General features: G+C 61.6%; 27 protein-coding genes. 21 read left to right on the forward strand and 6 right to left on the reverse strand.

Features of this window, described 5'->3' with window-relative positions:
• Positions 1-50: 50 nt before the first annotated feature.
• Positions 51-377 (forward strand): low affinity iron permease family protein, encoded by a 327-nt coding sequence (locus NKI96_RS08705; protein WP_023681103.1) that lies wholly within the window; start codon positions 51-53, stop codon positions 375-377.
• A gap of 215 nt (positions 378-592) precedes the next feature.
• Here the strand turns inward: NKI96_RS08705 and NKI96_RS08710 are convergent, their stop codons facing one another.
• Positions 593-868, reverse strand: a complete 276-nt coding sequence (locus NKI96_RS08710) for a hypothetical protein (RefSeq protein ID WP_023667991.1) — start codon at positions 866-868, stop codon at positions 593-595.
• 217 nt (positions 869-1,085) lie between these two features.
• Here NKI96_RS08710 and NKI96_RS08715 point away from each other — a divergent pair, with 217 nt between their 5' ends.
• From NKI96_RS08715 to NKI96_RS08755, 9 genes are all read left to right on the forward strand, one after another.
• Positions 1,086-2,192 carry an NAD-dependent epimerase/dehydratase family protein gene (locus tag NKI96_RS08715; protein ID WP_023681102.1) on the forward strand — a complete coding sequence of 369 codons (1,107 nt, stop codon included), beginning with the start codon at positions 1,086-1,088 and terminating at the stop codon, positions 2,190-2,192.
• On the forward strand, positions 2,189-3,262 hold the full coding sequence (locus NKI96_RS08720; RefSeq protein ID WP_023696367.1) for a GDP-mannose 4,6-dehydratase: 1,074 nt from the start codon (positions 2,189-2,191) through the stop codon (positions 3,260-3,262). Before NKI96_RS08715 ends, NKI96_RS08720 begins: the two co-directional genes overlap by 4 nt.
• A complete protein-coding gene (locus NKI96_RS08725; protein WP_023725527.1) occupies positions 3,259-4,551 on the forward strand; it encodes a TIGR04295 family B12-binding domain-containing radical SAM protein in 1,293 nt (430 codons plus the stop codon). The genes NKI96_RS08720 and NKI96_RS08725 overlap by 4 nt, the downstream gene beginning before the upstream one ends.
• Positions 4,536-5,636, forward strand: a complete 1,101-nt coding sequence (locus NKI96_RS08730) for a glycosyltransferase family 4 protein (protein ID WP_352803755.1) — start codon at positions 4,536-4,538, stop codon at positions 5,634-5,636. Before NKI96_RS08725 ends, NKI96_RS08730 begins: the two co-directional genes overlap by 16 nt.
• A 2-nt stretch (positions 5,637-5,638) precedes the next feature.
• Positions 5,639-6,769 carry a CgeB family protein gene (locus tag NKI96_RS08735; protein WP_023681098.1) on the forward strand — a complete coding sequence of 377 codons (1,131 nt, stop codon included), beginning with the start codon at positions 5,639-5,641 and terminating at the stop codon, positions 6,767-6,769.
• A complete protein-coding gene (locus tag NKI96_RS08740; protein ID WP_352803757.1) occupies positions 6,766-7,860 on the forward strand; it encodes a CgeB family protein in 1,095 nt (364 codons plus the stop codon). The genes NKI96_RS08735 and NKI96_RS08740 overlap by 4 nt, the downstream gene beginning before the upstream one ends.
• Positions 7,857-8,960: a CgeB family protein gene (locus NKI96_RS08745; protein ID WP_352803760.1), complete on the forward strand. Its 1,104-nt coding sequence runs from the start codon at positions 7,857-7,859 to the stop codon at positions 8,958-8,960. Before NKI96_RS08740 ends, NKI96_RS08745 begins: the two co-directional genes overlap by 4 nt.
• Before the next feature lie 23 nt (positions 8,961-8,983).
• Positions 8,984-10,024 carry a UDP-glucuronic acid decarboxylase family protein gene (locus NKI96_RS08750; protein WP_023681096.1) on the forward strand — a complete coding sequence of 347 codons (1,041 nt, stop codon included), beginning with the start codon at positions 8,984-8,986 and terminating at the stop codon, positions 10,022-10,024.
• Positions 10,025-10,117: 93 nt separating this feature from the next.
• On the forward strand, positions 10,118-10,303 hold the full coding sequence (locus tag NKI96_RS08755; protein WP_023667982.1) for a hypothetical protein: 186 nt from the start codon (positions 10,118-10,120) through the stop codon (positions 10,301-10,303).
• 8 nt (positions 10,304-10,311) lie between these two features.
• On the opposite strand, the gene NKI96_RS08760 is transcribed toward NKI96_RS08755, so the two are convergent.
• A complete protein-coding gene (locus NKI96_RS08760; protein ID WP_352803763.1) occupies positions 10,312-12,054 on the reverse strand; it encodes a hypothetical protein in 1,743 nt (580 codons plus the stop codon).
• Positions 12,055-12,210: 156 nt separating this feature from the next.
• On the opposite strand from NKI96_RS08760, the gene NKI96_RS08765 reads away from it, so the two are divergent.
• The 11 genes from NKI96_RS08765 (at position 12,211) to NKI96_RS08815 (ending at position 21,183) form a co-directional block, all read left to right on the forward strand.
• Positions 12,211-13,314: an inositol-3-phosphate synthase gene (locus tag NKI96_RS08765; RefSeq protein ID WP_023736084.1), complete on the forward strand. Its 1,104-nt coding sequence runs from the start codon at positions 12,211-12,213 to the stop codon at positions 13,312-13,314.
• Positions 13,311-13,907 (forward strand): histidine phosphatase family protein, encoded by a 597-nt coding sequence (locus NKI96_RS08770; protein ID WP_023667978.1) that lies wholly within the window; start codon positions 13,311-13,313, stop codon positions 13,905-13,907. The genes NKI96_RS08765 and NKI96_RS08770 overlap by 4 nt, the downstream gene beginning before the upstream one ends.
• A 14-nt stretch (positions 13,908-13,921) precedes the next feature.
• Positions 13,922-15,022 carry a CgeB family protein gene (locus tag NKI96_RS08775; protein WP_023699986.1) on the forward strand — a complete coding sequence of 367 codons (1,101 nt, stop codon included), beginning with the start codon at positions 13,922-13,924 and terminating at the stop codon, positions 15,020-15,022.
• The gene (locus tag NKI96_RS08780; RefSeq protein ID WP_352803766.1) at positions 15,022-15,825 is read left to right on the forward strand and encodes a sugar phosphate nucleotidyltransferase; all 804 of its coding nucleotides are present in this window, start codon (positions 15,022-15,024) and stop codon (positions 15,823-15,825) included. The genes NKI96_RS08775 and NKI96_RS08780 overlap by 1 nt, the downstream gene beginning before the upstream one ends.
• Before the next feature lie 3 nt (positions 15,826-15,828).
• Entirely contained in the window at positions 15,829-16,590 is a 762-nt protein-coding gene (locus tag NKI96_RS08785) for a TIGR04290 family methyltransferase (RefSeq protein ID WP_023681093.1), read from the forward strand.
• Entirely contained in the window at positions 16,583-17,515 is a 933-nt protein-coding gene (locus tag NKI96_RS08790; RefSeq protein ID WP_352803769.1) for a glycoside hydrolase 5 family protein, read from the forward strand. The genes NKI96_RS08785 and NKI96_RS08790 overlap by 8 nt, the downstream gene beginning before the upstream one ends.
• A gap of 36 nt (positions 17,516-17,551) precedes the next feature.
• Positions 17,552-18,679 (forward strand): glycosyltransferase, encoded by a 1,128-nt coding sequence (locus tag NKI96_RS08795; RefSeq protein ID WP_373420135.1) that lies wholly within the window; start codon positions 17,552-17,554, stop codon positions 18,677-18,679.
• Positions 18,680-18,687: 8 nt separating this feature from the next.
• On the forward strand, positions 18,688-19,665 hold the full coding sequence (locus NKI96_RS08800) for a GNAT family N-acetyltransferase (protein ID WP_245260259.1): 978 nt from the start codon (positions 18,688-18,690) through the stop codon (positions 19,663-19,665).
• Positions 19,666-19,669: 4 nt separating this feature from the next.
• Positions 19,670-20,572 (forward strand): class I SAM-dependent methyltransferase, encoded by a 903-nt coding sequence (locus tag NKI96_RS08805; protein ID WP_352803771.1) that lies wholly within the window; start codon positions 19,670-19,672, stop codon positions 20,570-20,572.
• Positions 20,573-20,645: 73 nt separating this feature from the next.
• Positions 20,646-20,864, forward strand: coding sequence for a hypothetical protein (locus tag NKI96_RS08810; RefSeq protein ID WP_023681089.1), 219 nt, complete (start codon positions 20,646-20,648; stop codon positions 20,862-20,864).
• Between the two features lie 142 nt (positions 20,865-21,006).
• Entirely contained in the window at positions 21,007-21,183 is a 177-nt protein-coding gene (locus NKI96_RS08815) for a hypothetical protein (RefSeq protein ID WP_023821896.1), read from the forward strand.
• Here NKI96_RS08815 and NKI96_RS08820 read toward each other — a convergent pair whose 3' ends face one another.
• The 4 genes from NKI96_RS08820 to NKI96_RS08835 form a co-directional block, all read right to left on the reverse strand.
• Positions 21,184-21,747, reverse strand: coding sequence for a sigma-70 family RNA polymerase sigma factor (locus tag NKI96_RS08820; RefSeq protein WP_023667968.1), 564 nt, complete (start codon positions 21,745-21,747; stop codon positions 21,184-21,186).
• Between the two features lie 531 nt (positions 21,748-22,278).
• On the reverse strand, positions 22,279-23,250 hold the full coding sequence (locus NKI96_RS08825; RefSeq protein ID WP_023687785.1) for an amino acid ABC transporter permease: 972 nt from the start codon (positions 23,248-23,250) through the stop codon (positions 22,279-22,281).
• 19 nt (positions 23,251-23,269) lie between these two features.
• Positions 23,270-24,550, reverse strand: coding sequence for an NAD(P)/FAD-dependent oxidoreductase (locus tag NKI96_RS08830; protein ID WP_023691452.1), 1,281 nt, complete (start codon positions 24,548-24,550; stop codon positions 23,270-23,272).
• A gap of 144 nt (positions 24,551-24,694) precedes the next feature.
• Complete coding sequence (locus NKI96_RS08835; protein WP_023691453.1) at positions 24,695-25,522, reverse strand: transporter substrate-binding domain-containing protein; 828 nt, start codon at positions 25,520-25,522, stop codon at positions 24,695-24,697.
• Positions 25,523-25,672 lie beyond the last annotated feature (150 nt).

Here is a 25,672-nt window from a genome sequence, read left to right on the forward strand (position 1 = left end):
CGCGATGCACTGCGGTCGGGAACCACGGTCACTGCCGCGAGTTCTTTCGCATGGCCAATCATCCCGTCACCGGCGTGCTTACCTCAATCGGCACATTAACCTCCCGCCCCGCGGCATTCCTGATCCTGTTGGTCTACGCAATCCTTTGGATGATCTTCGAGCGACAGACCCTGGACTGGCATGGAGCGGCTACCTTGTTTACGTGGGCCATGACGCTGTTCATCCAGCGTGCCGAGCACCGCGACACTCAGGCCATTCACGCCAAACTGGATGAGATCCTGCGATCAGACCACAATGCCTCGAACATCACGCGGATCGACGATGAAGAGCCCGAGGAAATCGAAAAACACCGCCACCGCAGGCAGCAGGACGACTGATGAGCGGCGTTTTGGTTTCACGGCAGGACGAGTAGCGGGTTTCCGGCTTTTGACGCCTATCCAGCCCCGCCGCCTCCTGCGCTCAGGGCCAAGGCCTTCGATCCTTGCTGCGGCTGTGGTTCAGCGACGGAAGGATCGGAGCCCCTATTGTTCCACCGCATCCAGAAAAATTTGCCCGAGAACCAGGTCAGGCAAATCGGCCGGCTCGAAGTGCGTCATTCGCCCTTCTGGTTGCGCTCGACGAACTTGTTGAAACGGCTGGTTTGTCCGTCACCAGTCTTGGACTGGTAAAGAAAGGCCAGATCGTTCTCGTCGAATATGCGGAAGAACTCATCCCATTCGACCGGCTCGAATGCTTCCTCGGGTTTGCCGAAGTCGATCCGCAGGATGCCGCCCGCGCCTTTGGTGCGAACCACTGCCGGCCGTCCATCCCGCTCCTCCGCCCATTTGCGGATTTCGTCGTGATTGGTGGTCGTTTGCGACTGGGACATTGAAATCTCCTTTGATCATCGGCGTTGCCAACATCGGGCATCGTCGGGGCTGCCGGCGTCCTAACAGCACAAGGGCGGCAATGTTCCGGCACGGCGCGGCGAGCGCGATGTGGCTGCTTCCGAACGAAGCCGGCCAAAGGAACTTTGTTGAAGCCAAGGGAACAAACCTTTTGCCGAAAAGTTCGGGTCGCCAAGATTACCTGTCTGAGGAGTGGTCGTGAAACGGATATTGGTTACAGGGGGCTGCGGCTTCATCGGCCGGCATGTCGCCCAGGAACTCATCGAGCAGGATTATTCGGTTCGCATTTTGGATGTGCTGCTGGAGCAGGTGCACGCAGGCGAAACAGTCGCCCTTCCCGCCGGGGCCGAGCTGATCAAGGGCGACATTCGGGACCGGGAGGCGGTCGCCAAGGCGCTGGAAGGCGTTGACGCGGTCATTCATCTAGCCGCGGAAGTCGGCGTCGGACAGTCGATGTACGAGATCGCGCGCTATGTCGGCACCAACGATCTCGGCACCGCGACGCTGCTTGAGGCGCTGATCAAACACCCGGTCGAGCGCATTGTCGTCGCCTCATCGATGAGTGTCTATGGCGAGGGCCTCTATGCTACATCGGACGGCCGGCGCATCGACAATGCCCGGCGCAAGGCGAGCGACATCAAAAACGGACAGTGGAATCCGCTGTCGCCGGAAGGCGAACCCCTCTCCCCCCTGCCGACGGACGAGGAAAAGCCGGTCGATCTCGCCTCTATCTATGCACTGACGAAATACGCCCAGGAACGCGCCGTGCTGATCTTCGGCGAAGCCTATGGCATCGATGCGGTCGCGCTGCGCCTGTTCAACGTCTTCGGCGCCGGCCAGGCGTTATCGAACCCCTATACCGGCGTGTTGGCCAATTTTGCTTCGCGTCTCGCCAACGGCCAACGTCCAATGATCTTCGAGGATGGCGAACAGAAACGCGATTTCGTCCATGTGGATGACGTCGCCCGCGCCTTTCGTCTTGCGCTGCAGCAACGCCAGGCAAGGGGTCACGTCATCAACATCGGCAGCGGCCGAGCCTATGCTATCAGCGACGTCGCGCGGGTACTTGCCGAGGCCATGGGAACGCCGGACCGCTCGCCAGAGTTGCTCGGCAAGGCGCGCTCCGGGGATATCCGCAACTGCTTCGCCGATATTTCCAAGGCCCGTGAGCTGCTCGGTTTCGAGCCGAGGCAACAACTGGAGAATTCGCTCGCCGATTTCGTTTCCTGGGTGCGCAACTCGTCCGCCATCGACCGCGGCGCCGACATGAAACGCGAGCTTGAAGAACGTGGGCTGGTGTCATGAATACGCGCAATCGACGCGACGCGCCCGTCGCCATTGTCGGCGGCAGCGGCTTCATAGGATCGAACCTGGCCGACAGCCTGTTGTCGGATGGCGAGCCGGTGCTGGTGATCGACAATCTCAGCCGCCCCGGCGTCGAACAGAACCTTGAATGGCTGGCGCAGAAACACGGAAGCCGCCTCATGGTCGAAACGATTGACGTGCGCGACGCCAACGCGCTTGCGCCCGTTCTGAAGAGTTCCAAGGCGATCTTCCACCTGGCCGCGCAAACCGCCGTCACAACGAGCCTGGTCCAACCGGACGAGGATTTCGACATCAACCTTCGAGGAACGTTCAATGTCCTCGAGGCGGCGCGGCTGAGCAGTGAGTTTGTTCCGGTGGTCTTCGCCAGCACCAACAAGGTCTATGGCAGCCTGCCCGACGTCGCGGTGCGCGAGGACGGCGATCGTTACCTGCCTTGCGACGGCATCATCCAAGCGAATGGCATCGACGAGACCCACGGCCTGGATTTCTGCACGCCCTATGGCTGCTCCAAAGGCGCGGCGGACCAATATGTGCTCGACTATGCCAAATCCTACGGCATGCCCACGGCGGTGCTGCGGATGAGCTGCATCTACGGGCCGCGCCAGTTCGGAACCGAGGATCAAGGCTGGGTCGCGCACTTCCTGCTGAGTGCGCTGACGGGACGTCCAATCACCATTTACGGCGACGGCAGACAAGTGCGCGATATACTGCATGTCTCCGATGCGGTCGCCGCCTACAGGGCCACGCTCGATCGTATCGAGACGACCAAAGGCCAGGCATTCAATCTTGGCGGCGGCCCCGATAATGCGATCAGCCTGCGCATGCTGTTGAGCGAGATCCGTAGCTTGACCGGCCATGAGCTTTCGATCCGCCATGATGACGAACGCACCGGCGATCAGCCCTTCTTCGTCGCCGACACCCGCAAGATCAAAGCGATGCTTGGCTGGAAAGCTCGTGTTTCATGGCGCGAAGGCATTCGCGATCTCGCAGACTGGCTGCAACAACACCGGCTCCAGCCTCGCCCCGAAGTCGTGAGGTACGTCGCATGAAAATCGCCCTGGTAAACCCGTTCTGGACCTATGACGACAGCATCTATTTCGGCTGCCGCCAACCACATCTCCCGCTGGAACTCGGCTATTCGAAATCCCTCCTCGAAACAGCCGGCCATGAGGTGTTGATGCTGGATGGGCAATTGCAGAAGCTCGACAACTCGGACCTCTCCGAGCGTGTGGCTGATTTCGCGCCTGCAATGACGGTCGTCAGTACCGCCCCGACTTATCTGTTCTGGCGCTGCGCACCACCCGAGTTGCGCGTGCCGGCCGATTTCCTCAACCGTCTCGCCGGGCGCGGTGGACGCACAGTCGCGGTCGGGCCGCATGGCTCGGCTACGCCCGCGCCAACCTTGCGCAAGCTTGGCGTCGACATTGTTGTGCGCGGCGAATGCGAGGAAATCGTCGCGGAACTTGCCCGGCGCGACGACTGGAGCGCGGTCCCCTCGACCGCTTACCTGCGCGACGCCAAGGTGGTTTTGAACGGCGGCGTCCACGCCAGCTCGTTTGTCGATCATCCGCCACTCCAATGGCCATCAGACTGGATCGCAGCCCATTCGCATCACCATCACAGGTTCGATGACAAGCAGGTTGGGTTCGGCGCGGAGGTCGAAGCATCGCGCGGCTGCCCCTACAATTGCAGCTTCTGCGCCAAGATCGATTTCCGCGATGCCTATCGCCGCCGAAACCACGAGGCTGTCATAGCGGAAATCGATGGGCTGATTGCCCAGGGGGTCGGCTACATTTATTTCATCGATGAAATCTTCCTGCCGCAAAAAGCGCTGCTGGAAGCGTTGATCCATCGCGACGTGAAGTTCGGTGTGCAGACCCGCATCGACCTTTGGAAGCCCGAGCTGCTGGAACTGCTCGGTGCGGCTGGCTGTGTCTCCATCGAGGCCGGCCTCGAAAGCCTGACCGTGGAAGGTCGTGCGATGCTGGCGAAACGCTGCCGGCTGGGTACCGAGGAACTTGCCGCGCTGCTCGTCAATGCCAGGCGTCACGTTCCGTTCGTACAGGCCAATCTGATCGGCGTCGTCGAGGATGACCCTGCCCTTGTGGACTACTGGCGAACGCACCTGATCGACAACGGCGTGTGGGCCAATGAACCCGTACCGCTTTATCCATATCCGAGTTCGCCAAGCTATCGCGAGCTTTGGGGCGAACCCGACGACCTCGCCTGGGAGCGCGCCCATGATCACTATCTCGCATCATTCCAGAAGTTCAGCGACATCCAGGAAAGGCGCCCGCGTCCGCTGGCGGAACTGGAGGCGACATGTTGCGGACACTGACGCCGCGCTCGCGGCGCATCCTGATGACGGTCGACGCCGTGGGCGGCGTGTGGCGCTATGCGCTCGACCTGGCCAGGGAACTTGTCAACGGCGGCGATAGCGTGGTGCTTGCCGGCCTCGGTCCGCCACCGTCCAGGCAGCAGGCCGACGAGGCGGAGGCTTTCGCGAAGCTGATCTGGCTGAACACGCCGCCGGATTGGATGACCCGCAACGGCGGTGATCTCGACGCGCTGCCGCGGGAGTTGCATGCGCCCATGCGCGACCACGCCATCGACCTTGTCCATTTCAACGCGCCTTCGCAGGCGGCGGGATTCGACGCGCCATGCCCGGTCGTGGTGGTCTCCCATTCCTGCGTGACGACCTGGTTCCATGCGGTCAGAGGACACGCGGCGGATGGGGCATGGGCCTGGCAGAAGGAGCGCAACAGACGCGGCATGGATCGGGCCGACGCGGTCATCGCGCCGAGCCGCAGCCATGCCGACATGCTAGAGACCTGCTACGGCCCGATCGCGCGCTTGAGTGTGGTCACAAATGGTGCCCGTCCTCTGCCGAAGGCCGAAAAGCATCAACCGCTCGTCTTCGCCGCTGCCCGCTGGTGGGACGAGGGCAAAAATGCGGCGGTGGTCGATCAGGCGGCGTCCCTGACGCGATGGCCTCTGTTTGCCGCCGGTTCGACGAACGGCCCAAACGGCGAGCATGTCAGCTTCAGCCATGCTGTTCCTCTGGGAGCAGTGCCGTCCGATGAGGTGCGTTCGTTGATGGCTCGCGCGGGTATTTTCGTATCGCCATCGCTCTACGAGCCATTCGGCCTGGCCGCGCTGGAAGCCGCCATGTCGGCTACGCCCCTGGTGCTTTCCGATATCGCCACCTATCGCGAACTATGGGACGGGGCCGCGATATTCTTTGACGCGCGCGATCCGCACGATCTCGCTGCCTGCCTCAACCGTCTCTCCAGCGATGCCGAGCTCCGGCGAGAGCTTGGCCAGGCAGCCATCCGACGCAGCCGCAGGTTTAGGCTGACAAAGCAGACAGCGGCTATGCGCGGCGTCTACGACAAAGCGGCCTTAGCGATGGCGGAGCGCTGATCATGCGCTTTGTGTTTTACACCCACTCGGTCGTTTCCGACTGGAACCATGGCAATGCCCATTTCCTGCGCGGCGTCATGCGAGAGCTGGTCCAGCGCCGGCATCAGACTATTGCGCTGGAGCCGGCGAATGGCTGGAGCCGGTCGAATCTGCTGGCTGAGAAGGGGTCGTTCGCCATCGAACGCTTCCGCAAGGATTTTCCCGAACTGATGCCGGTGACCTACGACGCCGGATTTGATCACGAAGCCTGGATTGCCGAGGCCGACGTTGTGATCGTTCATGAGTGGACGGATCCGGAGCTTGTCGCACGTATTGGCCGTGCCCGGGCCGCCGGCGGCAACTTCATCCTTCTTTTTCACGACACCCACCACCGGGCCGTGTCTGCGACCGAGGCACTCTCGGCGCTCCGGCTGGAGCACTATGACGGCGTTCTCGCCTTTGGCGAAACCTTGCGCGAGAGCTATCTGCGCGCCGGCTGGGGCAAGCGCGTCTTCACTTGGCATGAAGCGGCGGACGATCGCCTGTTCAAGCCGCACCCGGAGATCCACCCCACCTCCGATCTGGTCTGGATCGGCAACTGGGGCGATGATGAGCGGACCGCCGAACTCAAGGAGTTTCTGATCGAGCCGGTGCACGATCTCGGCCTTGATGCCGCTGTTCACGGCGTACGCTACCCCAAGACCGCACTTGCGGATCTGGCCACCGCAGGACTGCGCTATGAGGGGTGGATCGCCAATGCCGACGTGCCGAAGGCCTTCGCCGCGCATCGTGTCACCGTTCACGTTCCACGGCGCCCCTATCGCGAGAGGTTGCCCGGAATCCCGACGATCCGCATGTTCGAGGCACTCGCCTGCGGCATTCCGCTGATTTCAGCGCCATGGTCCGATGTCGAGCAGCTTTTCAGGCCCGGTGTCGACTTCCTGTTTGCCGAGAATGGCTCGCAAATGCGGCAACAGCTTCGGACGGTGTTGTCCGACGAGGACTTTGCGGCCTCCCTGGTGACCTCGGGTCTCGAGACCATCCGCTCGCGGCACACCTGCCGCCACCGCGTCGACGAGTTGCTCGGCGTGCTCACGCAATGCGCGAACCGACACACCGCCGTCCCGACAGCCGCAAAGGAAGCCGTCGCATGAAGATCGCATTCTATGGATCGAGCCTTTTGTCGTCCTACTGGAACGGTGCCGCGACGTACTATCGCGGTTTGCTCAAGGCACTTTCGCAATTGGGTTACGAGATCACGTTCTACGAACCCGATGTCTACGACCGGCAGAAGAACCGCGACATCGAAGCTCCCGACTGGTGCACTGTCGTCGTTTATGAGGCGACCCAGCATGCGCTGATGCAGGTCGCGGCACGTGCCGCCGGCGCCGACATCGTCGTCAAGGCGAGTGGCGTCGGTTTCGAAGACGAGGCGCTGCTTCGCGCCGTTCTCGACCACGCCCGCAGCGACGCGCTTGTCGTATTCTGGGACGTGGATGCGCCAGCCACGCTTGCCCAGTTGCGCGACGAGCCGGACCACCCGCTCCATCGTGCACTGCAGGAGATCGACCTCGTGCTGACCTATGGTGGCGGCGATCCCGTTGTCTGGGCCTATCGTGCCATGGGCGCCAAGGAGTGCGTGCCCATCTACAATGCGCTCGATCCCGAAACGCACCATCCGGTCGCCAGCAAAGCGCGTTTTGCCTGCGACCTGGCGTTCCTCGGAAACCGGCTGCCGGACCGTGAAGCGCGTGTCGAATCGTTTTTCCTCGATCCCGCCAGCCAGCTGCCGAAACAGCGTTTCCTGCTCGGAGGCTCGGGTTGGGGCGACAAGCCGCTCCCCACCAATGTAGGCTGGCTCGGCCATGTCGGCACCCGCGATCACAACGCCTTCAATGTCACCCCAAAAGCCGTGTTGAACATCAGCCGCGACAGCATGGCCGCCAACGGTTTTTCACCGGCCACGCGAGTGTTCGAGGCGGCCGGCGCGGGCGCCTGTCTCATCACGGATGCATGGCTGGGCGTGGAACTGTTCCTGAAACCAGGCGAGGAGATCCTGGTCGCGCGTGACGGCGGCGATGTCGCCGAAATAATGCGCTCGCTGAGCCCCGGGCGGGCCAAGGCAATCGGCCAAGCCGCACTTCACCGCGTGCTGGCGGACCATACCTACGCGCTTCGGGCGGATGTGGCGGATGCCGTCTTCAAACGTCATTTCGAGCACGGGGCCGTGGAGGCAGCGGAATGACCAAGAAACTGGACATCGTCTTTCTCGGCCTGTCGCTGTCCTCATCCTGGGGAAACGGTCACGCCACCACTTTTCGAGGTCTTTTGAAAGGCTTGCACGGACTCGGTCACCACGTGACTTTTCTGGAGCGCAACGTGCCATGGTATGCCAATCACCGCGATCTGCGCGAACCGGAGTTCTGCGCCTTGCGCTACTACGAAACCACTGCGGAGCTGCAACGCGACTACGCACAGTGCCTGGAGCAGGCCGACATCATCGTCATCGGATCCTTTGTTCCAGAAGGACGCCAGGTCATCGACATCGTCGCCTCGCTTTGCAAGGGGCAGCTCTGCTTTTACGACATCGACACCCCGGTGACCCTGGCCAAGCTTTCAGCCGACGATTGCGATTATCTGAGTTCGCGGCAAATTCCGTATTTCGATGTCTACTTCTCCTTCACTGGCGGCCCAACGCTCAACCATCTGGCGCAAGACTTCGGCGCGCGCCATGCCGAACCTCTCTATTGTTCGGTCGATCCGGAACGGCATCTCCCGACAGGAGATCCGGTCCGCTGGGATCTCGGCTATCTCGGCACCTACAGCATGGACCGGCAGACAACGCTGAACGCTCTGCTGCTCGAGCCCGCACGGCATATGCCAAACCTCCGTTTCGTCGTGGCCGGCTCCCAATATCCATCCGACATCATCTGGCCGGACAATGTCGAACGCATCGAACATTTGCCGCCAGCCGATCACGCCGCGTTCTATAGCCGTCAGCGCTACACGCTGAATGTCACACGCAGTTCCATGATCACCGCAGGATGGTCGCCCAGCGTGCGCCTGTTCGAAGCGGCGGCTTGCGGCACGCCCATCGTCAGCGACCGCTGGCCAGGGCTCGACAGCTTCTTTCCTGCATCGGCGATCCACACCGCCGCGGAGACGGACGAAGTCATCGATATCCTCGTTGGCGAGTCCGAGCGCGCACGCCTGGCCATGGCCGGCCGGGCTCGCAAACTCGTCCTCGCTTCCCACACCGGTGGGGCCAGGGCTCGCGAATTCGTGGCGGCGCTGACCCAACCAAGGGCGACGGCCCTCGATCTCGACATTGGAAGTGCAGCATGAACGGCAGACAGGAGAAAACAGCGATGCGACAGACAAGAAAGGCGCACAGGGCAAAGACGGTGCTTGTTGCCGGCGGCGCGGGTTTCCTCGGTTCGCATCTTTGCGAAGTATTGCTCCGCAACGGCTGGCGCGTGATCTGCGTCGACAATTTTCTGACCGGGCGCATGGAAAACATCATCTCGATCATGGACCGGCCGGGTTTCCGGTTGATCGAGCAGGACATCTGCCGGCCACTGGATCTCGGCGAGCCCGTGGATCACATCTTCAACCTGGCCTGCGCCGCCTCACCGCCGCGTTATCAGGCCGACCCGATACACACCACGCGTACCTGCGTGATCGGAACCCTCAACCTGCTCGAACTCGCTGTCCGCAATGACGCGCGACTGCTGCAGGCCTCGACGAGCGAAGTGTATGGCGATCCGGAACAACACCCGCAAAGGGAGGATTACGTCGGTCATGTGAACTGCACCGGCCCACGCGCCTGCTACGACGAGGGCAAGCGCACCGCCGAAACGCTTTGCTTCGACTATCTAAGGGCCGGCAAGGCCGACGTCCGCGTCGCGCGCATCTTCAACACCTACGGTCCGAGAATGGATCCGGCCGACGGTCGCATCGTCTCGAATTTGATCATGCAGGCGCTCGAGAAGCGTCCGCTGACGATATTCGGCGACGGCCAGCAGACGCGATCCTTCTGCTATGTCTCCGACTTGATTGATGGATTGATGCGCCTGATGAACATCGACCCCAATCCGGGCAAGCCGGTCAATCTGGGCAATCCCGGAGAATTCACCATCGTGCGACTGGCGGCATTGGTGAAGGCGATGACCGGCACCAAGTCGGATCTGAAATTTCTGCCCCTGCCGCAAGACGATCCTCGGCGCAGGCAGCCTGATATTTCGCGTGCGAAAACGCTGCTCGGCTGGTCGCCGAGAGTGCCGCTCAACGAAGGGCTCAAGCTGACGATCGATTATTTCGCGGCGCTCGAAGGCACCGGCATCGGCGATCAGATGACAGGCCTTGCCAAAAGGAGACCCGCAGGCGGGCTGCAGAACCTTCCTGCATGACGCGGGCCGCGGCCGGACCTGCCCGAGATCGTGCGGAACATCCATCCAACCTTGTAGTTTGGCGGGAGGGACCCGATACGGAGGATCATCCTCATGCAACCCAAGCGACCCGCGAAGGATGTCGACAAGATTGCCGAACGCGAGGCGGCTGCCTATCTGCGGCGCTCCTCGATCACCTATCTCGAGTGCTGCGTCAGCCTGATGATGACGCATCTGCAGCGCGAGGAAGTGGCCGCTATTCTCGAGCAGGAAGCAGACATGCTACGAAGGCTGGATTGATCGAAACGCTACCCCTGAGATTCGTCCAGGAATCGTATCAGCCCCGCCCTGTATCGGTCTGCGGTCGCGGCCAGCCTTGCTTTTTCCTGGCCATTTTCGGATTGCGCAGCCGTGCTCCAGAGCCCGATTTGGAACGCCAAATAGCAGGGTTCGAAAAAATCGATGTGGCCATTGTCAATATCGAGCCCCATCCCCTCGACCAATGTCGTCACATCGCTGTCGGATAGTCCATATTCGACACGGGCGCCGGCAATGTCCCACTCTATCGGCTGGCAGCCAATCAAATCGTGTGCCCGGCAATGGTCGACGGCATCTGTCTTGAGCACCGTGCCGTCGGCACAAACGAGAAACTCCCACGCGTGAAGCTTTCCGTCGATTTCCACCCGCTGCAGAACATACGCAGGGGTTTTTTTCGAGAGCCAACCGCGCAACGTCGCCGCTCGGTTCTCGCCCAGGGCTTCAGATGTATTGGAAACAGCCATTTCCGCGAGTGCGAGCAATGATGCACCCGGTTCGCATGTTCGGAGATTGAGCGCCCGCCAGGCTAGATAGCGCGCCAACTCCGCGACCAGCCTTCCTCTGGGCAGCGGCGCCTGGTCCATCGTGGTGCCGTCAGTCCACCGTTCAACCATAAAGCCGTGGCAAAGCCCGACCACTTGCGATCCCAACCCGGCTTTCCCCAACATTTCCGCGGTTCGTTTCTTATTCCGCCCGGTTTCGCCGAGGCCGGCGAACTTGACGAGCCAGCGACCACACCCCGCGGACGCCAGGAATTTACGCCGCTCGATGCCGCGCGGGCTCGGCGGCCAAAGCTTTTCATCGACGTAGTGGACGCTCCTCCATTCGCCACCAGACAGTTCGGTCAGGCGTAATTCGGGGCTGCCGACCGCCTGGGCCACCCAGTCGCTCAGCGTGGGAATGTTCGAGCTTTCGGTGAAGGTGCATTCGAACGCCGTCGCCACATGTTTCGGACAGCGCGACCATGTCTCCCTGGCCTCCCGCGACGCTTCGATGCCCGGGTCGCCAGGATGGCTGGGAAACAGGTGAATGCGGTCCATACCAATACCCAGTTCCCGCAGCCACGCGACAACGGCGTGCATCGAACTGCCGGACAGACCGGGACCTTCGTCTACAACGGCGAAGCGTGCCGATGGACTGTTCTTCCAGGTGGCGATCGAGCGCGGATCGGCATTGATGTGCCTGCGGAAAGGATGGCCGACCGGACGAACGCTGAATGGCGCCGGCGCGCCAATCGCGGCAGCCACTATGGCTGCAAGCCCCAGGCCGATGCTGCGGATGCCGATCACGCATGTGTTCGCATCGAGACCTGACTCCTGCGCCGCTCCCAAATAGCTTTCGGGATAAAGCGTGTAGTGCGCGTAACCCTCGGCCGAACCGGTCAGAACCTCAGCTTCGCAATCCAACCCGTCCAGTAGTTGGAGAAGTCCCGGGTCGATGCCACCGCCTACGGCGAAACCGCTTCGCCACGACTTCGCGACCTCGGCCGCAAGACCAACCAGCAATCTGGCGCCTTGCTGTTGCCGCGGCGAAAAGATGTCGATGCCCCTGTTCTCGAAATCGACATCGGCAAGCGCGCGAACCAGTTCCGATACGCTGATGAATAGGCCGACCAACGCGGCATGGCGTCGGACGCCATGAGCCATGCGGTCCAGACTTTGAGCAATCTCGCTGGCAGCTTCGCGAAGCCGTTCTGCGCTCTGCCTCCGCTTCTGGTCGCCGTAAACGATCATCGATCGGTTTTCCAATGCTTTGCCCTGCGCAACGCAGCGGGCGCTGCTTCGATCCATGCTGTCTTGCGCAATTTTTCGGCAGGCCAAGGAACATTCCGGCACGCTGGTGGTTCGGCGGCAGGAACTTACCTTTGAACAGCATAGGGCGGCAGTTTCGTGGGATCGAAAAAGGTTCGTGTCGGTATCGTCGGGGTCGGCAATTGCGCATCCTCCCTGGTGCAGGGCCTCTCCTATTATCGTCACGCAAAAAGCAACGAACCAATCCCAGGGCTGATGCATGCCGACCTCGGCGGCTACCATGTCGACGACGTCGAGATTGTCTGCGCGTTCGACGTCGCCAGGAGCAAGGTTGGCCTCGACGTCGCTGAAGCAATCTACGCCGCCCCCAACAACACGTTCCGCTTTGCCGATGCGGCGGCAAACGGCGTTCGCGTCGAGCGCGGACCGACACTTGACGGCATCGGAAAATACTTGCGCGACGAAATCGAGGAGGCGCCGGAGCCGGTTGCCGACGTCAGCGAAATCCTGCGCAACAGCGGCGCCGACGTGCTGGTCTCTTACCTGCCGGTGGGCTCCGAGGAGGCGACGCGCTTCTACGCCGAATGCGCGCTCGAGGCCGGCTGCGCCTTCGTCAACTGCATACCCGTTTTCATCGCCTCACGTCCGGAATGGCGCCGGCGCTTCGAGCAGCGAGGGCTGCCGCTGGTCGGCGATGATATCAAGAGCCAGGTCGGGGCGACCATCGTTCACCGCCTGCTGGCCAATCTCTTCCGCGAGCGCGGCGTGCGCATCGATCGCACTTATCAGCTGAATTTCGGCGGCAACACCGACTTCCTCAACATGCTGGAACGCGAGCGGCTGGAATCAAAGAAGATTTCCAAGACCCAGTCCGTGGCCAGCCAGTTCGATGTTCCCCTGGAGCCGGGCAATATTCATGTCGGACCCAGCGACCACGTACCGTGGCTGACCGATCGCAAATGGGCCTATATCCGGGTGGAAGGGACGACCTTCGGCGGCGTGCCGCTCAACGCCGAACTCAAGCTGGAAGTCTGGGATTCTCCAAATTCAGCCGGCGTGGTGATCGATGCGATACGCTGCGCCAAGCTTGCGCTCGATCGTGGCATAGCGGGAGCACTGACCGGCCCCTGCAGCTATTTCATGAAGTCGCCTCCCGAACAGTTCACCGACGCCGAAGCGCGGCAGCGCACGCTCGCTTTCATCGCCGGCAAGGACGAGCCTTTGCTGGATGCCGCGGAATGACGACAACGTTCTTTTTGATCCGTCATGCAGCGCACGACAATGTCGGCTCCTATCTTGCAGGACGGATGGACGGCGTTTGCCTTGGCGAGGCTGGGAAGGCGCAGGCCGCGCATCTTGGTGGCCGCATGGCCCGGGAGCCGATTGAAGCCATCTTGTGCAGCCCGCGTGAGCGTACGCAAGAGACGGCCGTGCCGATCGCGCTTGCCTGCGGCGTCGGCGAAATCGCGATCTGCGCCGAACTCGACGAGATCGATTTCGGCGATTGGTCGGGAAAGACTTTCGACGAGTTGAATGGCGATGCCGGTTGGCGGGCGTGGAACGACCAGCGGCAGGAGGCCAGGACACCGAGCGGCGAGACCATGCTGGATGTCCAGGAGCGGATCGTCGCACTGATGAACGCAGTGCGCGAGCGGCATCCGAATCAGTGTGTCGCCCTGGTCAGCCACGCCGACGTGATCAAAGCCGCCGTCTGCAAGGTGCTTGGCTTGCCGGTCGGCGACTGCTTCCGCTTCGACATCGATCCAGCCTCGATCACGACGATCGTGTCGGGTGACTGGGGCTCCAAGCTCCTGCGAATGAACGAAGCTGCCTGACGAGGACTTTCCGGATGCAGATGGTCATTTTCGGTCTCACCGTTACATCATCATGGGGCAACGGCCATGCCACGCTCTGGCGCGGACTGATCCGCGCCCTGGGTCGGCTGGGATGGTCCATCACCTTCTTCGAACGCGATACCCCCTACTATGCCGGGACGCGTGATCTCGATCGGCTCGATGGCGGCAACGTCGTCATTTATCCGGACTGGGAAGACATCCGTCGCGTTGCGGAGCGGGCAATGAAGCAAGCGGATGTCGTCGTCGTTACCTCCTACTGTGCCGACGCCGTGGAGGCCTCGCGGCTGGCGCAGCAGACAGGTCGCGGATTGCGTGTCTTCTACGATCTCGACACTCCGGTCACGCTTGCCCGCATCGAGCAAGGCGAGCGTCCGCCCTATTTCGGACCTGAGGGTCTTGCCGATTTCGACCTCGTTTTGAGTTACACCGGCGGCTCTGCGATCGAGGCGCTTAAGTCGGTTTTAGGCGCGCGTCACGTGGTGCCTCTCTATGGGCATGTCGATCCCGACCAACACCGGCCGGCAGAGAAGCGGGCCGAATTCGCCGGTGATCTGTCCTATCTCGGAACTTACGCGGCGGATCGCCAGGCCGGCGTCGAAAAGCTGCTGGTCCGCCCGGCCGCGCGCCTGCCTGACCACCGCTTCATCATTGGCGGCGCGCAATATCCGCAGGAATTCCCATGGAGCGACAATATCTTCTTTGTCAGGCATCTTCCGCCCGCCGACCATCCGGCTTTCTTCTCATCATCTCGCCTTACATTGAACGTCACCCGGGAGGCGATGGCGCAAAAGGGCTGGTGCCCGTCGGGACGGCTCTTCGAAGCGGCCGCGTGTGGGGCTGCCATCGTCACCGATGCATGGCCGGGCCTGGCCGAATTTTTCGAACCCGGCCGCGAAATCTTGTTGGCGCATGACACCGATGATGTGGTCGCCGCATTGCGATTGCCGGAGCGCGAGCTCGACGGCATTCGAAGGCGTGCCCGCGACCGGGTCTTGGGCGAACACACTTCCGCACGGCGCGCGGCGGAACTGGATCGCATCCTGAACGAGGCCTTTCAAAGATCTCCCGGCGAACCGATGAGGGAAGCGGTCTGATGTTGGGCATCGTACCCGCTGCCGGGCGCGGCAGCCGCATTCAGCCGCTCGGCTTCTCGAAAGAGCTGCTGCCGGTCGGTAGCCGGATCGATGGACAGACCGAGCGTCCATGCGCCGTGAGCGAGTATCTGGTACGGCGCATGGTGCAGGCCGGCGTCGACAAGATTTGCTTCATCATCGGATCGGGCAAATCCGACATCCTTGAATACTACGCCGCCGGCTACGGTGACGCGGCGGCTCTCTTCGTGGTGCAGCCGAACCCCGTCGGTCTGTGCGATGCGATCTTCCGGGCGGCGCCCCTCGTCGCGCGCGCCGAGGTCGTCCTGGTCGGCCTTCCCGATACGATCTGGTTTCCCGAGGACGGTTTCCGCCATTTGCCCGACGATCAGCTCTCATTTCTGCTTTTCCCGGTGGATCAGCCGGAATTCTTCGACGCCGTCGTCACCGACGTCCACGAGCGCGTGATCGAAATCCAGGTCAAACGACAGGATGCCGCCACGAACTGGGTTTGGGGTGCGTTCAAGATGCCGGGCCATATCCTGCATCAGCTTGCGGCACTCTGGCGTGAGCGCGAGCGCAGTGACGAATATATCGGCACTTTGGTCAACGCCTATATTGCGGCCGGCGGTACAGCTTTTGGTGTCAGGGCTGGGTCGGACTATGTCGATGTCGGCACTTTCAACGGCTATCGCACAGCTCTGCGGTTGCTTGAAAACGACGCCCCATCCGCGCACCGCCGGCCCACCATGATCATGCCCGGCGCGCAGTCGCATGTACCCGTCGTTCCTGGCGAAGGAGCTTGAGCCATGCTGCATTCCCATGCCGAAATCCGCCGCCGCATCGATGCGCTCGGCCCATGGTTCCACAACATGGAACTTGCCGGCGTCCAAACCGCTCCCAACCATTTTCTGGGCAACTACCCGCTGATCAAATGGCGCAAATTTGCCAATGCCATTCCCGCTGATCTGACGGGCAAGGCGGTACTCGATATCGGCTGCAATGCAGGATTTTACTCCATCGAGATGAAACGGCGAGGTGCTGACCGTGTCCTCGGCATCGATTTCGATGACGCCTATCTGGCCCAAGCTCGCTTTGCGGCCGAGGTTGCCGATTGCGAGATCGAATTCCAGAAGCTTTCGGTCTACGACGTCGGCTCGCTGCGCGAGACGTTCGATGTCGTGCTGTTCATGGGGGTGCTTTACCATTTGCGCCACCCCTTGCTCGCGCTCGACCTGATCCGCGAACATGTCGCCCGTGACCTGATGATCTTCCAGTCCATGCAGCGCGGCAGCGCGGATCTGCCCGAGTTGGAAGAAAACTATCATTTCTGGACGCATGACCTGTTCGACCAGCCGCAGTTTCCCAAGCTGCATTTCATCGAGCACCGCTATGCCGACGATCCCACCAACTGGTGGATTCCAAACCGCGCCTGCACCGAAGCGATGCTGCGCAGCGCCGGTTTCGAGATCGTTCTGCACCCCGAGCAGGAGGTCTATTTCTGCCGCGCAGCCGGGGACCCGGCCGGCGGCGGCGCCATCTACCCCTCGAAAGGACAGCTCCATGATTGAAGCCGCCATGATCTGGAACGAGCCCAACAACAAATCGCATTGGGACCCAGAGCTCGATCCCGATTGGAGCCGCTTTGGCAGGATGGCGATCTTGTCGGCTGACGCAATCGCGTCGGAGAACCCGTCTTTGACGAAAGTACTCGGTGGCATCTCGCCGATAGATCCGGGCTTTATCACCCGCATGAAGGAATTCGGCGTGCTGGACCATGTCGATGCCGTCGCCGTGCACGGCTTTCCGCTCGACTGGAACCTGTGGCAGATCCACGAATGGCCACAGAAGATCGGCGAGATCGCGACCGTCACCAACCTTCCCATCTGGGTCAGCGAAGTCGGCGTATCGACCTTCGGCGCGGAAGAGATCCAGGTCTGGGGGCTCAAGCGCACCGCCGAGTTGCTGATTGGCAACGCACCACGTATCCAGTGGTACAGCCTCTACGATCTTCCGCGCGAATGGGAAGCAACGACGCGGCATCGCGAGGCGGAGGGCTCTTCTTACTATCGACATTTCCACATGGGGCTGCTGCGCCAGGACGGCACGCCAAAACCAGCGCTGGAGAAGTTCCTGCGCTACTCGCCCGCAATGGGGCTGGTGCAGTGGTTTCATTTCGAGGACCCCCGGCTGGACGATGCTGTCGCCTGGATGAAGCGGCTGGGCGTCACCAATATGCGCACGGGGCTTTCCTGGGCAGACAGCTTCCGACCGAACGCGCTGGACTGGTTCGACCGGCAGATGGAGGCACTCGCCGATTTCGACGTGACGGTCACCTTTTGTTTTACACCGGAGCATCGGGGAATGATGCCCCACCACACCAGCCCGCCACTGGTGCCGGAGGAGTTCGCGGAATTCTGCGCAACCATGATCCGCCGCTATGCGCCCGGCATGGCGTCCGCTTCGCTCCCGACGCGGCGGGCCTCGGCAGCGTGAAAGTGTCATGCTGCCATGCATCAGACGCCTGACACATTGGACGAATTAGCGGCATCATCGACAGGTGGTGCGGCATACGGGACCGAGGCGCAACCAGCCGCGGCGCTCACTATCCTCAATGTCGCCTACCCTCTCGCACCCGTCGGACCCGATGCTGTCGGCGGTGCCGAACAGGTTCTGTCGATTCTCGATCGGGGGCTGGTTCGCGCCGGCCACCGCTCTATCGTCATTGGCTGCCGCGGCTCCAGCGCGAGCGGTACCCTTGTGGAAATACCGGCTGAAAACGGCGTGCTCGACGAGGCGGCGAAGAGCCGCGCGCAGCAGGCTCATCGCAAAGCGATCGCCGCTGCCCGCGCCCGATGGCCGATCGATGTGGTTCATCTGCACGGCATCGATTTTCATGCCTATCTGCCCGACGATGGTCCGACCCTGGTGAGCCTCCACCTGCCCTTGGACTGGTATCCGGCCGAGGCTCTGCGACCGACGCGCGACGACCTGTGGCTCCATGCGGTCTCGCCCACCCAGCAGCAAACGGCGCCACCAGGGGCCAGACTGGTGGCGCCGATTCCCAACGGCGTTGACATCGAAGCACTGAGCCTGGTGCAGCCGAAGCGAGACTTTGCCCTGGTTCTCAGCCGAGTCTGCCCGGAAAAGGGCATTCACCTGGCCCTGGACGCGGCCAAACAGGCGGGCGTGCCCCTGATCATCGGCGGCAAGGTCTACCCCTACGAAACACATACGCGCTACTTTCGCGACGAGGTCCAATCCCGTCTTGATGCTCGCCGCCGCTTCCTGGGCCCGCTCGGTTTTAACGCCAAGAGGCGCTTTCTCAACGCAGCCCGCTGTCTGGTCATTCCGAGCCTCGCCGCCGAGACAAGCTCGCTTGTCGCCATGGAGGCCCTCGCCTGCGGTACCCCGGTGGTCGCATTCCCGAATGGCGCGCTTGCGGATGTCATCGAGCACGGCAGGACGGGCTTTCTCGTCAACACAGTCGACGAAATGGCCCAAGCCATTCTTGCGGCGCCCAGCCTGGACGCCGAGGCGTGCCGGGTGGAGGCGCGACGGCGGTTTTCGCTGGAACGGATGATCTCGTCGTATATGGCTGCCTATCAGGCGCTGGCACAACTTGGCACAGATTGCCGGCGCTTCGCTGCGGCACCGTGAGAAAAGCAGTGTTGCGCAGCGAAATCATCGATGACCCCGTAAAATTCGATGCCTTGACACCGCACTGGTGGAAACTGTGGGAGCAGAGTTCCTCTGCGACGCCGTTCCAATCCCCCGCCTGGCTGGTGCCATGGTGGCGCGCATTCGCACCCGGTGAACTGGCGACAGTCGCGGTCTGGCGTGGCGGCGATCTGGTCGGGCTGGCGCCACTCTATCTCGAGCATGGAACGGCCGGTTCGAAGCTGCTTCCGGTCGGCATTTCGCTCAGTGATTATCTGGACATCCTGGCTGTCCAGGATATCGAGGCGGCGGTTGTCGCCACCATTGCCGAAACGATCTGCTCGGTCGGGTGGTCACAATGGATCTTGTCTGATCTGCCGCAAAACAGTGCCGGTCTTACGATCGCGCATCCCGGTTTAACGGTCGAGAGGCCGGCAATTCATGCAGCCTGCCCCGTGCTTGCTGTTGCCGGCGACGAAACGTTGGCCGGCTGCGTTCCCGCTCGGCGCAGGCGCCAGTTGCGCCGGGCGCGTCAAGCGGCGTCCAGACGCGGCCGGCTCGCGTTGGCGTCAGCCCGGGGCGATCAGAACTTCCTGAACCAATTGATCCGCCTGCACCATGCACGCTGGGTTGGACATGGAGGTGGTGTATTGGCCGACCCCGCCGTGCAGCACTTCCATGGGCTTTCACTTCCCTTGCTCGATGCTCACGGTCTGGTCCGATGCTGGTTGCTCGCGATCGATGGCACGACTGTCGCCGCCTATTACGGATTTCACCACCGCGGCCGCGCCTATGCCTATCTCGGCGGCCTCGATCCTGCTTATGCCGAGGAGAGCCCAGGTGCGATCCTGATCGGCCACGCGATCGCGGAGTCGATCCGCGAGGATGCGCGCGAGTTCGACTTCCTGCGCGGCCAGGAAGCCTACAAATATGGCTGGGGCGCCGTCGACAGGTGGACGATGCGGAGGATCTGGACGCGGAGTTGATGTCATGAGTGTGCACGCGCAGCGCCGGACATCGGTCAGACGGGCGGTCGAAGGTTGTGTGGCCGATGGTGCCTGCGCCGAAGCTGTTCTCGTCAGGCTGGCGCTTCACCTGCCGCCCACAATTGAAGCGGCGGAATTGGCGGAGGTCGTGCTGAAAGTCCGTCCGGCGAATACCGGCGATGCTGAAAGACTGCGAAAGGTCGCTGGACTGCTGCGCCACAAACCGGGCGTCCTTGCCACTTTGCGAGCGACAGGCGGCGCCGTTCGGCATGAGCGCGGTAACGGCGAGACGGATATCGCCGTCGTCACGCGGCTGGCCTCGAGTTTTGATGCCGCGGCAGCAATTTCGACAGCCGCAAGTGTCCAGTTAGGATCCCTTGGCGATGACGAGCGGCTGACAGCCATGACCGATGAAATCGTTGAATGGCTCGAGGCGCGAGAATTCACCGGAATTGAACGAGACATTCTCGACATCGGTTGCGGCATCGGACGTTTCGAGCGCGCGCTGTCCAATTCCTTCAAGCGGATGGTCGGCATCGACATATCATCGCGGATGATCGCTATCGCCTCCGAGCAATGCGCAGCGCTCGGCAATGTCGAACTGCGCCAAACCTCCGGTCTCGATCTGGCCGACTTCGACGACGACAGTTTCGATTGCGTGTTGGCGGTCGACAGCTTTCCCTACCTGGTCCTGGCCGGCATGGCTGAGCGGCTTTTCGATGAAATTGCGCGCGTTCTCAAACGGCCGGGCCGGCTCGCATTGCTGAACTATTCTTATCGCGGATCGCTTTCTTTGGACCGGGCCGACATCGGCCGTCTTGCGCAAGCTCACCAATTGCGGGTCGTCATCGACGGCGAGAAGCCGTTTCGGTCATGGGATGGCGACGCCTTCCTGCTTGCTGGGTGAGACGGAACATTACAGCGCGATGCCGGTTCGGGCGTCGGCACCGATCAGTGTCCTGGATTCGAAGGAGGAGATCATGGCATCCGGCGGCAAAAAGCATTTCGGCCAAGGCAGCCAAGGCAAAGGTGCCGGCGCCGGCGCAATGACCACCTTGGACAAGGACAAGATCGAGGAAAACGCGGTTTTGTCCAACCGCGACAGGAAGCAGCATGGCCGAGAGCGCGGGCTGGACGGCAATCGAATCAAGTCCGATCAATTTCAGGATCACGCCGCAAACCGGTTGCTGAAGGACTGACGCCACCGCGCCGCGTCTTGCCGCGGCACGGAGGAAAATCTGTGCAAGGGCCGCCGGTGAGCCTCCCGGCGGTCGACAACGCCTTGTAGTGCCGAGCGCTCATCACCAGACTTGGATCTAGGGATGCTATCAAGAGAACGTGATGTCTCATTCGAGCGACGATACCACGGATCTGCTTGTCGAGATGGCAGTGGATCGGGAGATTACTTCCCTCCTGGCCGCCATAGAGCAGGAAAAGATACCAGACCGCCTATCCAAGCTGGCGATCCAATTGCAAAACGCTCTCGTCGAGAAGCGTCGGCGAGACGTGAAGAGCTGATTATCTGCGGCTGTCGACCTCTATATCGAGCTGACCATCCGACAGCTGATTTCGTCTCTCTATCAATGTCTGCAGAGAGCTCTCCCCGAGTAGCTCAAGGATGTTGGCGCGGGCACGGTTCAGCCGGCTCTTGACCGTCCCTACCGCACACCCGCATATTTCGGCCGTTTCCTCGTAGCCCACTCCCAAAACGCCGATCAGCATCAGCACCTCGCGCTGGTGTTCGGGCAGCTTTTGGATGGCGCCGTGAACTTCCTTGCTCTGAACGGTCCATTCCTGGGTAGCTTCCGAAATCGGTCTCGAAGACGCGCAGTCGAGAAGGCCTGGCGCTTCCCGTGCAGCGATCTTGATCCGGGTGTAGTAGGTGTTGCGCATGATGGTGAAGAGCCACGACTTCATGCGTGTACCAGGTTCGAACTTGTCGATGTTGGCGAGCCCTTTGGTCAACGTTTCCTGCACCAGATCGTCGGCATCGTCTGGAACGCGGCAGAAGGTGCGCGCGAAAGCCCGCAGGGCAGGTATCAGATCAACGATGGAAACGTCATTGGTTTGTTGGTCGGCCAAGAGATAGCCTCCGGATGACAATGGTCCAGCTCCCAGAAGAAAGAGTGAATGAACGAAGCCAGAGCTAAATGCATGGAAGTTTGGTTCGTTCCCGCCGTTGGAAACAACTCTTCGAAAATTCCATCGGGCGCGAACGCGCCGACTACGGTCTTCCCCCAAACACGCCCACTTCAAGGGAACGAAACACCATGCCGAGCTTCATTCCCGGGAAGCCTCGCCGGTGCGTTTGGCTGTGCAGGGCATGGACCGAGTCGTGCGGCTGGCAACGCGCAAACCACTGCCTAGCGAACCACGTGGCGAACTCGGCTACCATTGATACATAGCGTCCAGCAATCGGTCGTAGTTGCCGGGAGGCCGGCCAACGAACGTGCTCGTCCAGCACTTGCTCTATTCTGCCCTCCGATCGGGCTAAGCATTCACCCTTGACGACGTCGCCGAACGGCGTGCTTTCGCGTACAATCTGCAGCTGCTCTCCGAAGCTGGCTGTTGCGGTGCTGTGCAACTCGCTTTGGCGAAGATCACGGATGACGATCAGCGCTTGAGTGAGCGCCCAAACCGGTCCTCGATCCGCGACTGCAGGAACTCGAGCCCCATCGAGAGCAGCCAATAGATCATCGAGGCGGTGATGAGCATCTCGATGTGGCGGAACTCGGTCTGGCCCTGCGTGCGTGCGAGATACATGATCTCCCAGACCCCGACCACCGAGACCAGCGAAGAATCCTTCAGCATCGCAATGAACTGGTTGCCGGTTGGCGGCACGATGACCCGCATCGCCTGCGGCAGGATCACCAGGAACATCGTCTGGTTAGCGCTAAGGCCGAGTGCCGTAGCACCCTCGGTCTGGCCGCGCGAGATGCTTTCGATGCCGGCGCGGAAGATCTCGGTCATGTACGCGCCGTAGCAGAGCGACAGCGCCATGATGCCGGCCGGCACGGCGCCGATCACGTAGCCAATCTGCGGCAGGCCGAGATAGATGATGTAGATCTGCATCAACAACGGCAAGCCACGAAACAGAGAGGTATAGAAGGTCGCCAAGCCATAGACCACGCCGTTGCGGGAAAGTTTGGCGATGGCGCCAACGAAGGCGATGAGGGTGGCGATGGCGATCGAAATGGCCGAAATGTAGAGGGTCGTCACCACACCCTTCGAGACAAGGAAGCCGATCTTCTTGGCGATGAACGCGAAGGACAGGTCGAAGGAATAGAAAAACAACATTAGCAACACGAACAGCTCTATCCAAACTGCCACAATCTGCTGTTTGCGGCTGAGATACCGCAGCGCGTTCCAGTTCGCCACCAAGATCAATGCGATCAGCACCGCCGAGACCGCCCGCCCGACGTCCGGGTTGGCGGCGAGCCACTCGACCGACCCCGGAACGAGCTTGCCGAGCCAACTGGCTTTGATGCCGAGCCCATACAGGCCGGCGGCGATGGCGGCGAGCACGAAGAACACGCCAACGCGGCGCGCCGCGTCCGGGTGGTTGAGCAATAGTCGGCCGATCACGTCTTCGATCTCCCTGCGGTCAGCGGGCCCGCTCGCGCCACCAATCCTGCGCCTGCAGCTTCCAGTAGGTGAGTTGCGCAACCGCAAGTCCAGCCGGGCCGCCCGCCCAGGCAAGGCCGAAGGGTGTGAACAGCCGGTAGCGGTCCGATTGTCCCAGTATGGCTTCGGCGATCAACTTGCCGGCGATCGCCGTGGTGTTGATGCCATGGCCACCAAAAGCCGTGAGGTACCAGACGCCCGGCTGCAACGGGCCTATTTGGGGCATCATGTGCCGGGCATAAGACATGAGCCCGGACCAGGCGAGTTCGGTCTTGAGGTGTTCGAGCTGCGGATAAGTGGTGACCATCTCACGGCGCAATTGCCTCCCCAACACGCCCGATGAGGCTGCCCGGGTGGTGATGCGCCCTCCCCAGAGCAGCCGCCTGCCGTCTTCGACAACACGGTAATAATCGCCTGCGCGACGGTTATCGCCGACGGCGTCGGTCGTCGTAATCGCCTTGGCGATGAGGTCAGGCGCCTCCTCGCTCACCATAACGTAGGTGGCGATCGGCAGGAATGCCCGCTGCAGCCGACTGACCAGTGGCCCCGTATATCCGCCGGTGGCAACTACGGCCTGGCGGGCGCGCACTTCGCCGCTGTCGGTACGCAAGATCTTTTCGGCGCCGTCAAGGTTGGCTTCAACGGCAGCCGTTCTCTCGTATATCCTGCCGCCCAGCCGCTCGATCTCGCCAGCAACGGCGCGCAGATAGTTAAGCGGATGCATGTGGAAGGCGCTGGGATCGCGCAGGCCTTGGTGGTAGCGATCCGAATGCAGCACCGCTCGCACCTGGTCGCGATCGAGATAGTCGAGCCGATAGTCGAAATCCCGCGCCAGTTGCTCGGCATATGCCTTGAGCGCGGCGCCACCATCGTGGCGAAGCACGCTCAATATACCGGAGCGCGGCTCTGCCGCCTTGATGTCGAGATCGCGGATCGTCTGCCGCACGAAGTCGACGCCTTCGATGGACAGGCGGTGCAGTTTTTGTGCCGCGTCGACGCCGGCCATCGCGGCGATGTTGTCGGTGCCGGTGGCGAAACCGGGATTGACGAAGCCGCCATTGCGACCGGAAGCGCCGAATCCTATCCGCTGCGCCTCAAGCACGACGACCTGCTGGCCGGCGCGAGCCAGTTGCAACGCCGTCGTCAGGCCGGCCAGTCCGCCGCCGACAACGACTGTCTCGCACTCGGAAACGCCGCTCAGCGGCGGCCTGATGGTGTTGTCGGCAAGCGTGCGTCGGTAATAGGTGTCAGGACATGTCATGATCAATACAATAAGGTGGCGGCACTAGAGCATTTTGCAGGCAGGCGGAGCCGCCCGGTGTCGTGGAAATGCGGCTGAAACAAAACAGATGGAGCGGGATGTTCAATTGAATGCACCCCGCTCAAGCTTTATCCACGATGCCTCTCAGTCAGAGCTGTAATCCTTGCCGTACCACTTGGTGGTCAGTTTCGCGAGGGTACCGTCCTTCTTCATCTCGTCGAGAATGCCGCCGATCTTGGCATTCCACTCGGCATCACCTTTTTCCGCGATCACCACCAGTGGCTCACGGAAGGCATAGCCGCCTTCCAGGACACGCAACGGGTAGCCGTTCTTTATCGCGTTCTGAGCCGTCTGTTCTGGTGCGATGACCGCGTTGAGGCGCACGCCGTCGCCGAGCCTCAAATCGTCGAACGGCAGCATTGAGTCAGCGAAAGTCCTGATCTCACCGGGCTCCAGCTTGTATTCGATGGGCGGCAGGCCGGGAGCATCGATCTCGAGTTGTCTACGGATGAAATCCTCCGACGTGGTGGCGGTCTCGACGCCGATGATCTTGCCGTTCAGGTCGGCGACCGATTTGGCCGGGCTGTCCTTGTGAACCACGTAGACGTAGGGGCTATAATAATAGATGCCTTCGAAATCGATCACCTTGGCCCGCGCTTTGGTCGGCGTCACCGAGCCGACACCCAGATCGTAACGTCCCTGCCAATGGCCGCCCGTCATCGTCGCCCAGTCCGGCGTATCGAAACTGACCTCGACACCGAGGCGCCTTGCGATCTCTTTCGAGACGTCTATGTCGAAGCCGACCAACTGATTGCTGTCGTCCAGGAAACTCTGCGGCGGCCAACCGCTGTTTGTGGCGACCACCATTGCCTTCTTCGAGGTAACCCGGTTGATGGTTTCACCCGCCGAGGCCGCAGACGCGAACGCGAGCGTGGTAGTGGCCAAGGCCAGCCACGCGATCAATTTCCTCACTTGAACCTCCCTCTTCATCGTCATTCAGACATATGCTTCCCAGAGCGCGCTCCCGTAGAGAAACAGCAATTGAGAGCGCGGCATGAGATCGATCTCATATCAGCACACATATCGACGAGGGGATCAAGTCCTTTTTCAAATAGCCAGTTG

The organism is Mesorhizobium sp. M0292, from assembly GCF_040321695.1.
Taxonomy (GTDB): Bacteria; Pseudomonadota; Alphaproteobacteria; order Rhizobiales; family Rhizobiaceae; genus Mesorhizobium.

What these genes read in the sequence shown, in the direction of transcription:
- NKI96_RS08710 (WP_023667991.1), bottom strand. Translation starts at nt 868, where the DNA reads ATGTCCCAGTCGCAAACGACCACCAATCACGACGAAATCCGCAAATGG.
- NKI96_RS08705 (WP_023681103.1), top strand. Translation starts at nt 51, where the DNA reads ATGGCCAATCATCCCGTCACCGGCGTGCTTACCTCAATCGGCACATTA.
- NKI96_RS08785 (WP_023681093.1), top strand. Translation starts at nt 15,829, where the DNA reads ATGCTGCATTCCCATGCCGAAATCCGCCGCCGCATCGATGCGCTCGGC.
- NKI96_RS08770 (WP_023667978.1), top strand. Translation starts at nt 13,311, where the DNA reads ATGACGACAACGTTCTTTTTGATCCGTCATGCAGCGCACGACAATGTC.
- NKI96_RS08760 (WP_352803763.1), bottom strand. Translation starts at nt 12,054, where the DNA reads ATGATCGTTTACGGCGACCAGAAGCGGAGGCAGAGCGCAGAACGGCTT.
- NKI96_RS08735 (WP_023681098.1), top strand. Translation starts at nt 5,639, where the DNA reads ATGCGCTTTGTGTTTTACACCCACTCGGTCGTTTCCGACTGGAACCAT.
- NKI96_RS08745 (WP_352803760.1), top strand. Translation starts at nt 7,857, where the DNA reads ATGACCAAGAAACTGGACATCGTCTTTCTCGGCCTGTCGCTGTCCTCA.
- NKI96_RS08830 (WP_023691452.1), bottom strand. Translation starts at nt 24,550, where the DNA reads ATGACATGTCCTGACACCTATTACCGACGCACGCTTGCCGACAACACC.
- NKI96_RS08730 (WP_352803755.1), top strand. Translation starts at nt 4,536, where the DNA reads ATGTTGCGGACACTGACGCCGCGCTCGCGGCGCATCCTGATGACGGTC.
- NKI96_RS08740 (WP_352803757.1), top strand. Translation starts at nt 6,766, where the DNA reads ATGAAGATCGCATTCTATGGATCGAGCCTTTTGTCGTCCTACTGGAAC.
- NKI96_RS08780 (WP_352803766.1), top strand. Translation starts at nt 15,022, where the DNA reads ATGTTGGGCATCGTACCCGCTGCCGGGCGCGGCAGCCGCATTCAGCCG.
- NKI96_RS08720 (WP_023696367.1), top strand. Translation starts at nt 2,189, where the DNA reads ATGAATACGCGCAATCGACGCGACGCGCCCGTCGCCATTGTCGGCGGC.
- NKI96_RS08750 (WP_023681096.1), top strand. Translation starts at nt 8,984, where the DNA reads ATGCGACAGACAAGAAAGGCGCACAGGGCAAAGACGGTGCTTGTTGCC.
- NKI96_RS08725 (WP_023725527.1), top strand. Translation starts at nt 3,259, where the DNA reads ATGAAAATCGCCCTGGTAAACCCGTTCTGGACCTATGACGACAGCATC.
- NKI96_RS08755 (WP_023667982.1), top strand. Translation starts at nt 10,118, where the DNA reads ATGCAACCCAAGCGACCCGCGAAGGATGTCGACAAGATTGCCGAACGC.
- NKI96_RS08775 (WP_023699986.1), top strand. Translation starts at nt 13,922, where the DNA reads ATGCAGATGGTCATTTTCGGTCTCACCGTTACATCATCATGGGGCAAC.
- NKI96_RS08815 (WP_023821896.1), top strand. Translation starts at nt 21,007, where the DNA reads ATGTCTCATTCGAGCGACGATACCACGGATCTGCTTGTCGAGATGGCA.
- NKI96_RS08810 (WP_023681089.1), top strand. Translation starts at nt 20,646, where the DNA reads ATGGCATCCGGCGGCAAAAAGCATTTCGGCCAAGGCAGCCAAGGCAAA.
- NKI96_RS08805 (WP_352803771.1), top strand. Translation starts at nt 19,670, where the DNA reads ATGAGTGTGCACGCGCAGCGCCGGACATCGGTCAGACGGGCGGTCGAA.
- NKI96_RS08790 (WP_352803769.1), top strand. Translation starts at nt 16,583, where the DNA reads ATGATTGAAGCCGCCATGATCTGGAACGAGCCCAACAACAAATCGCAT.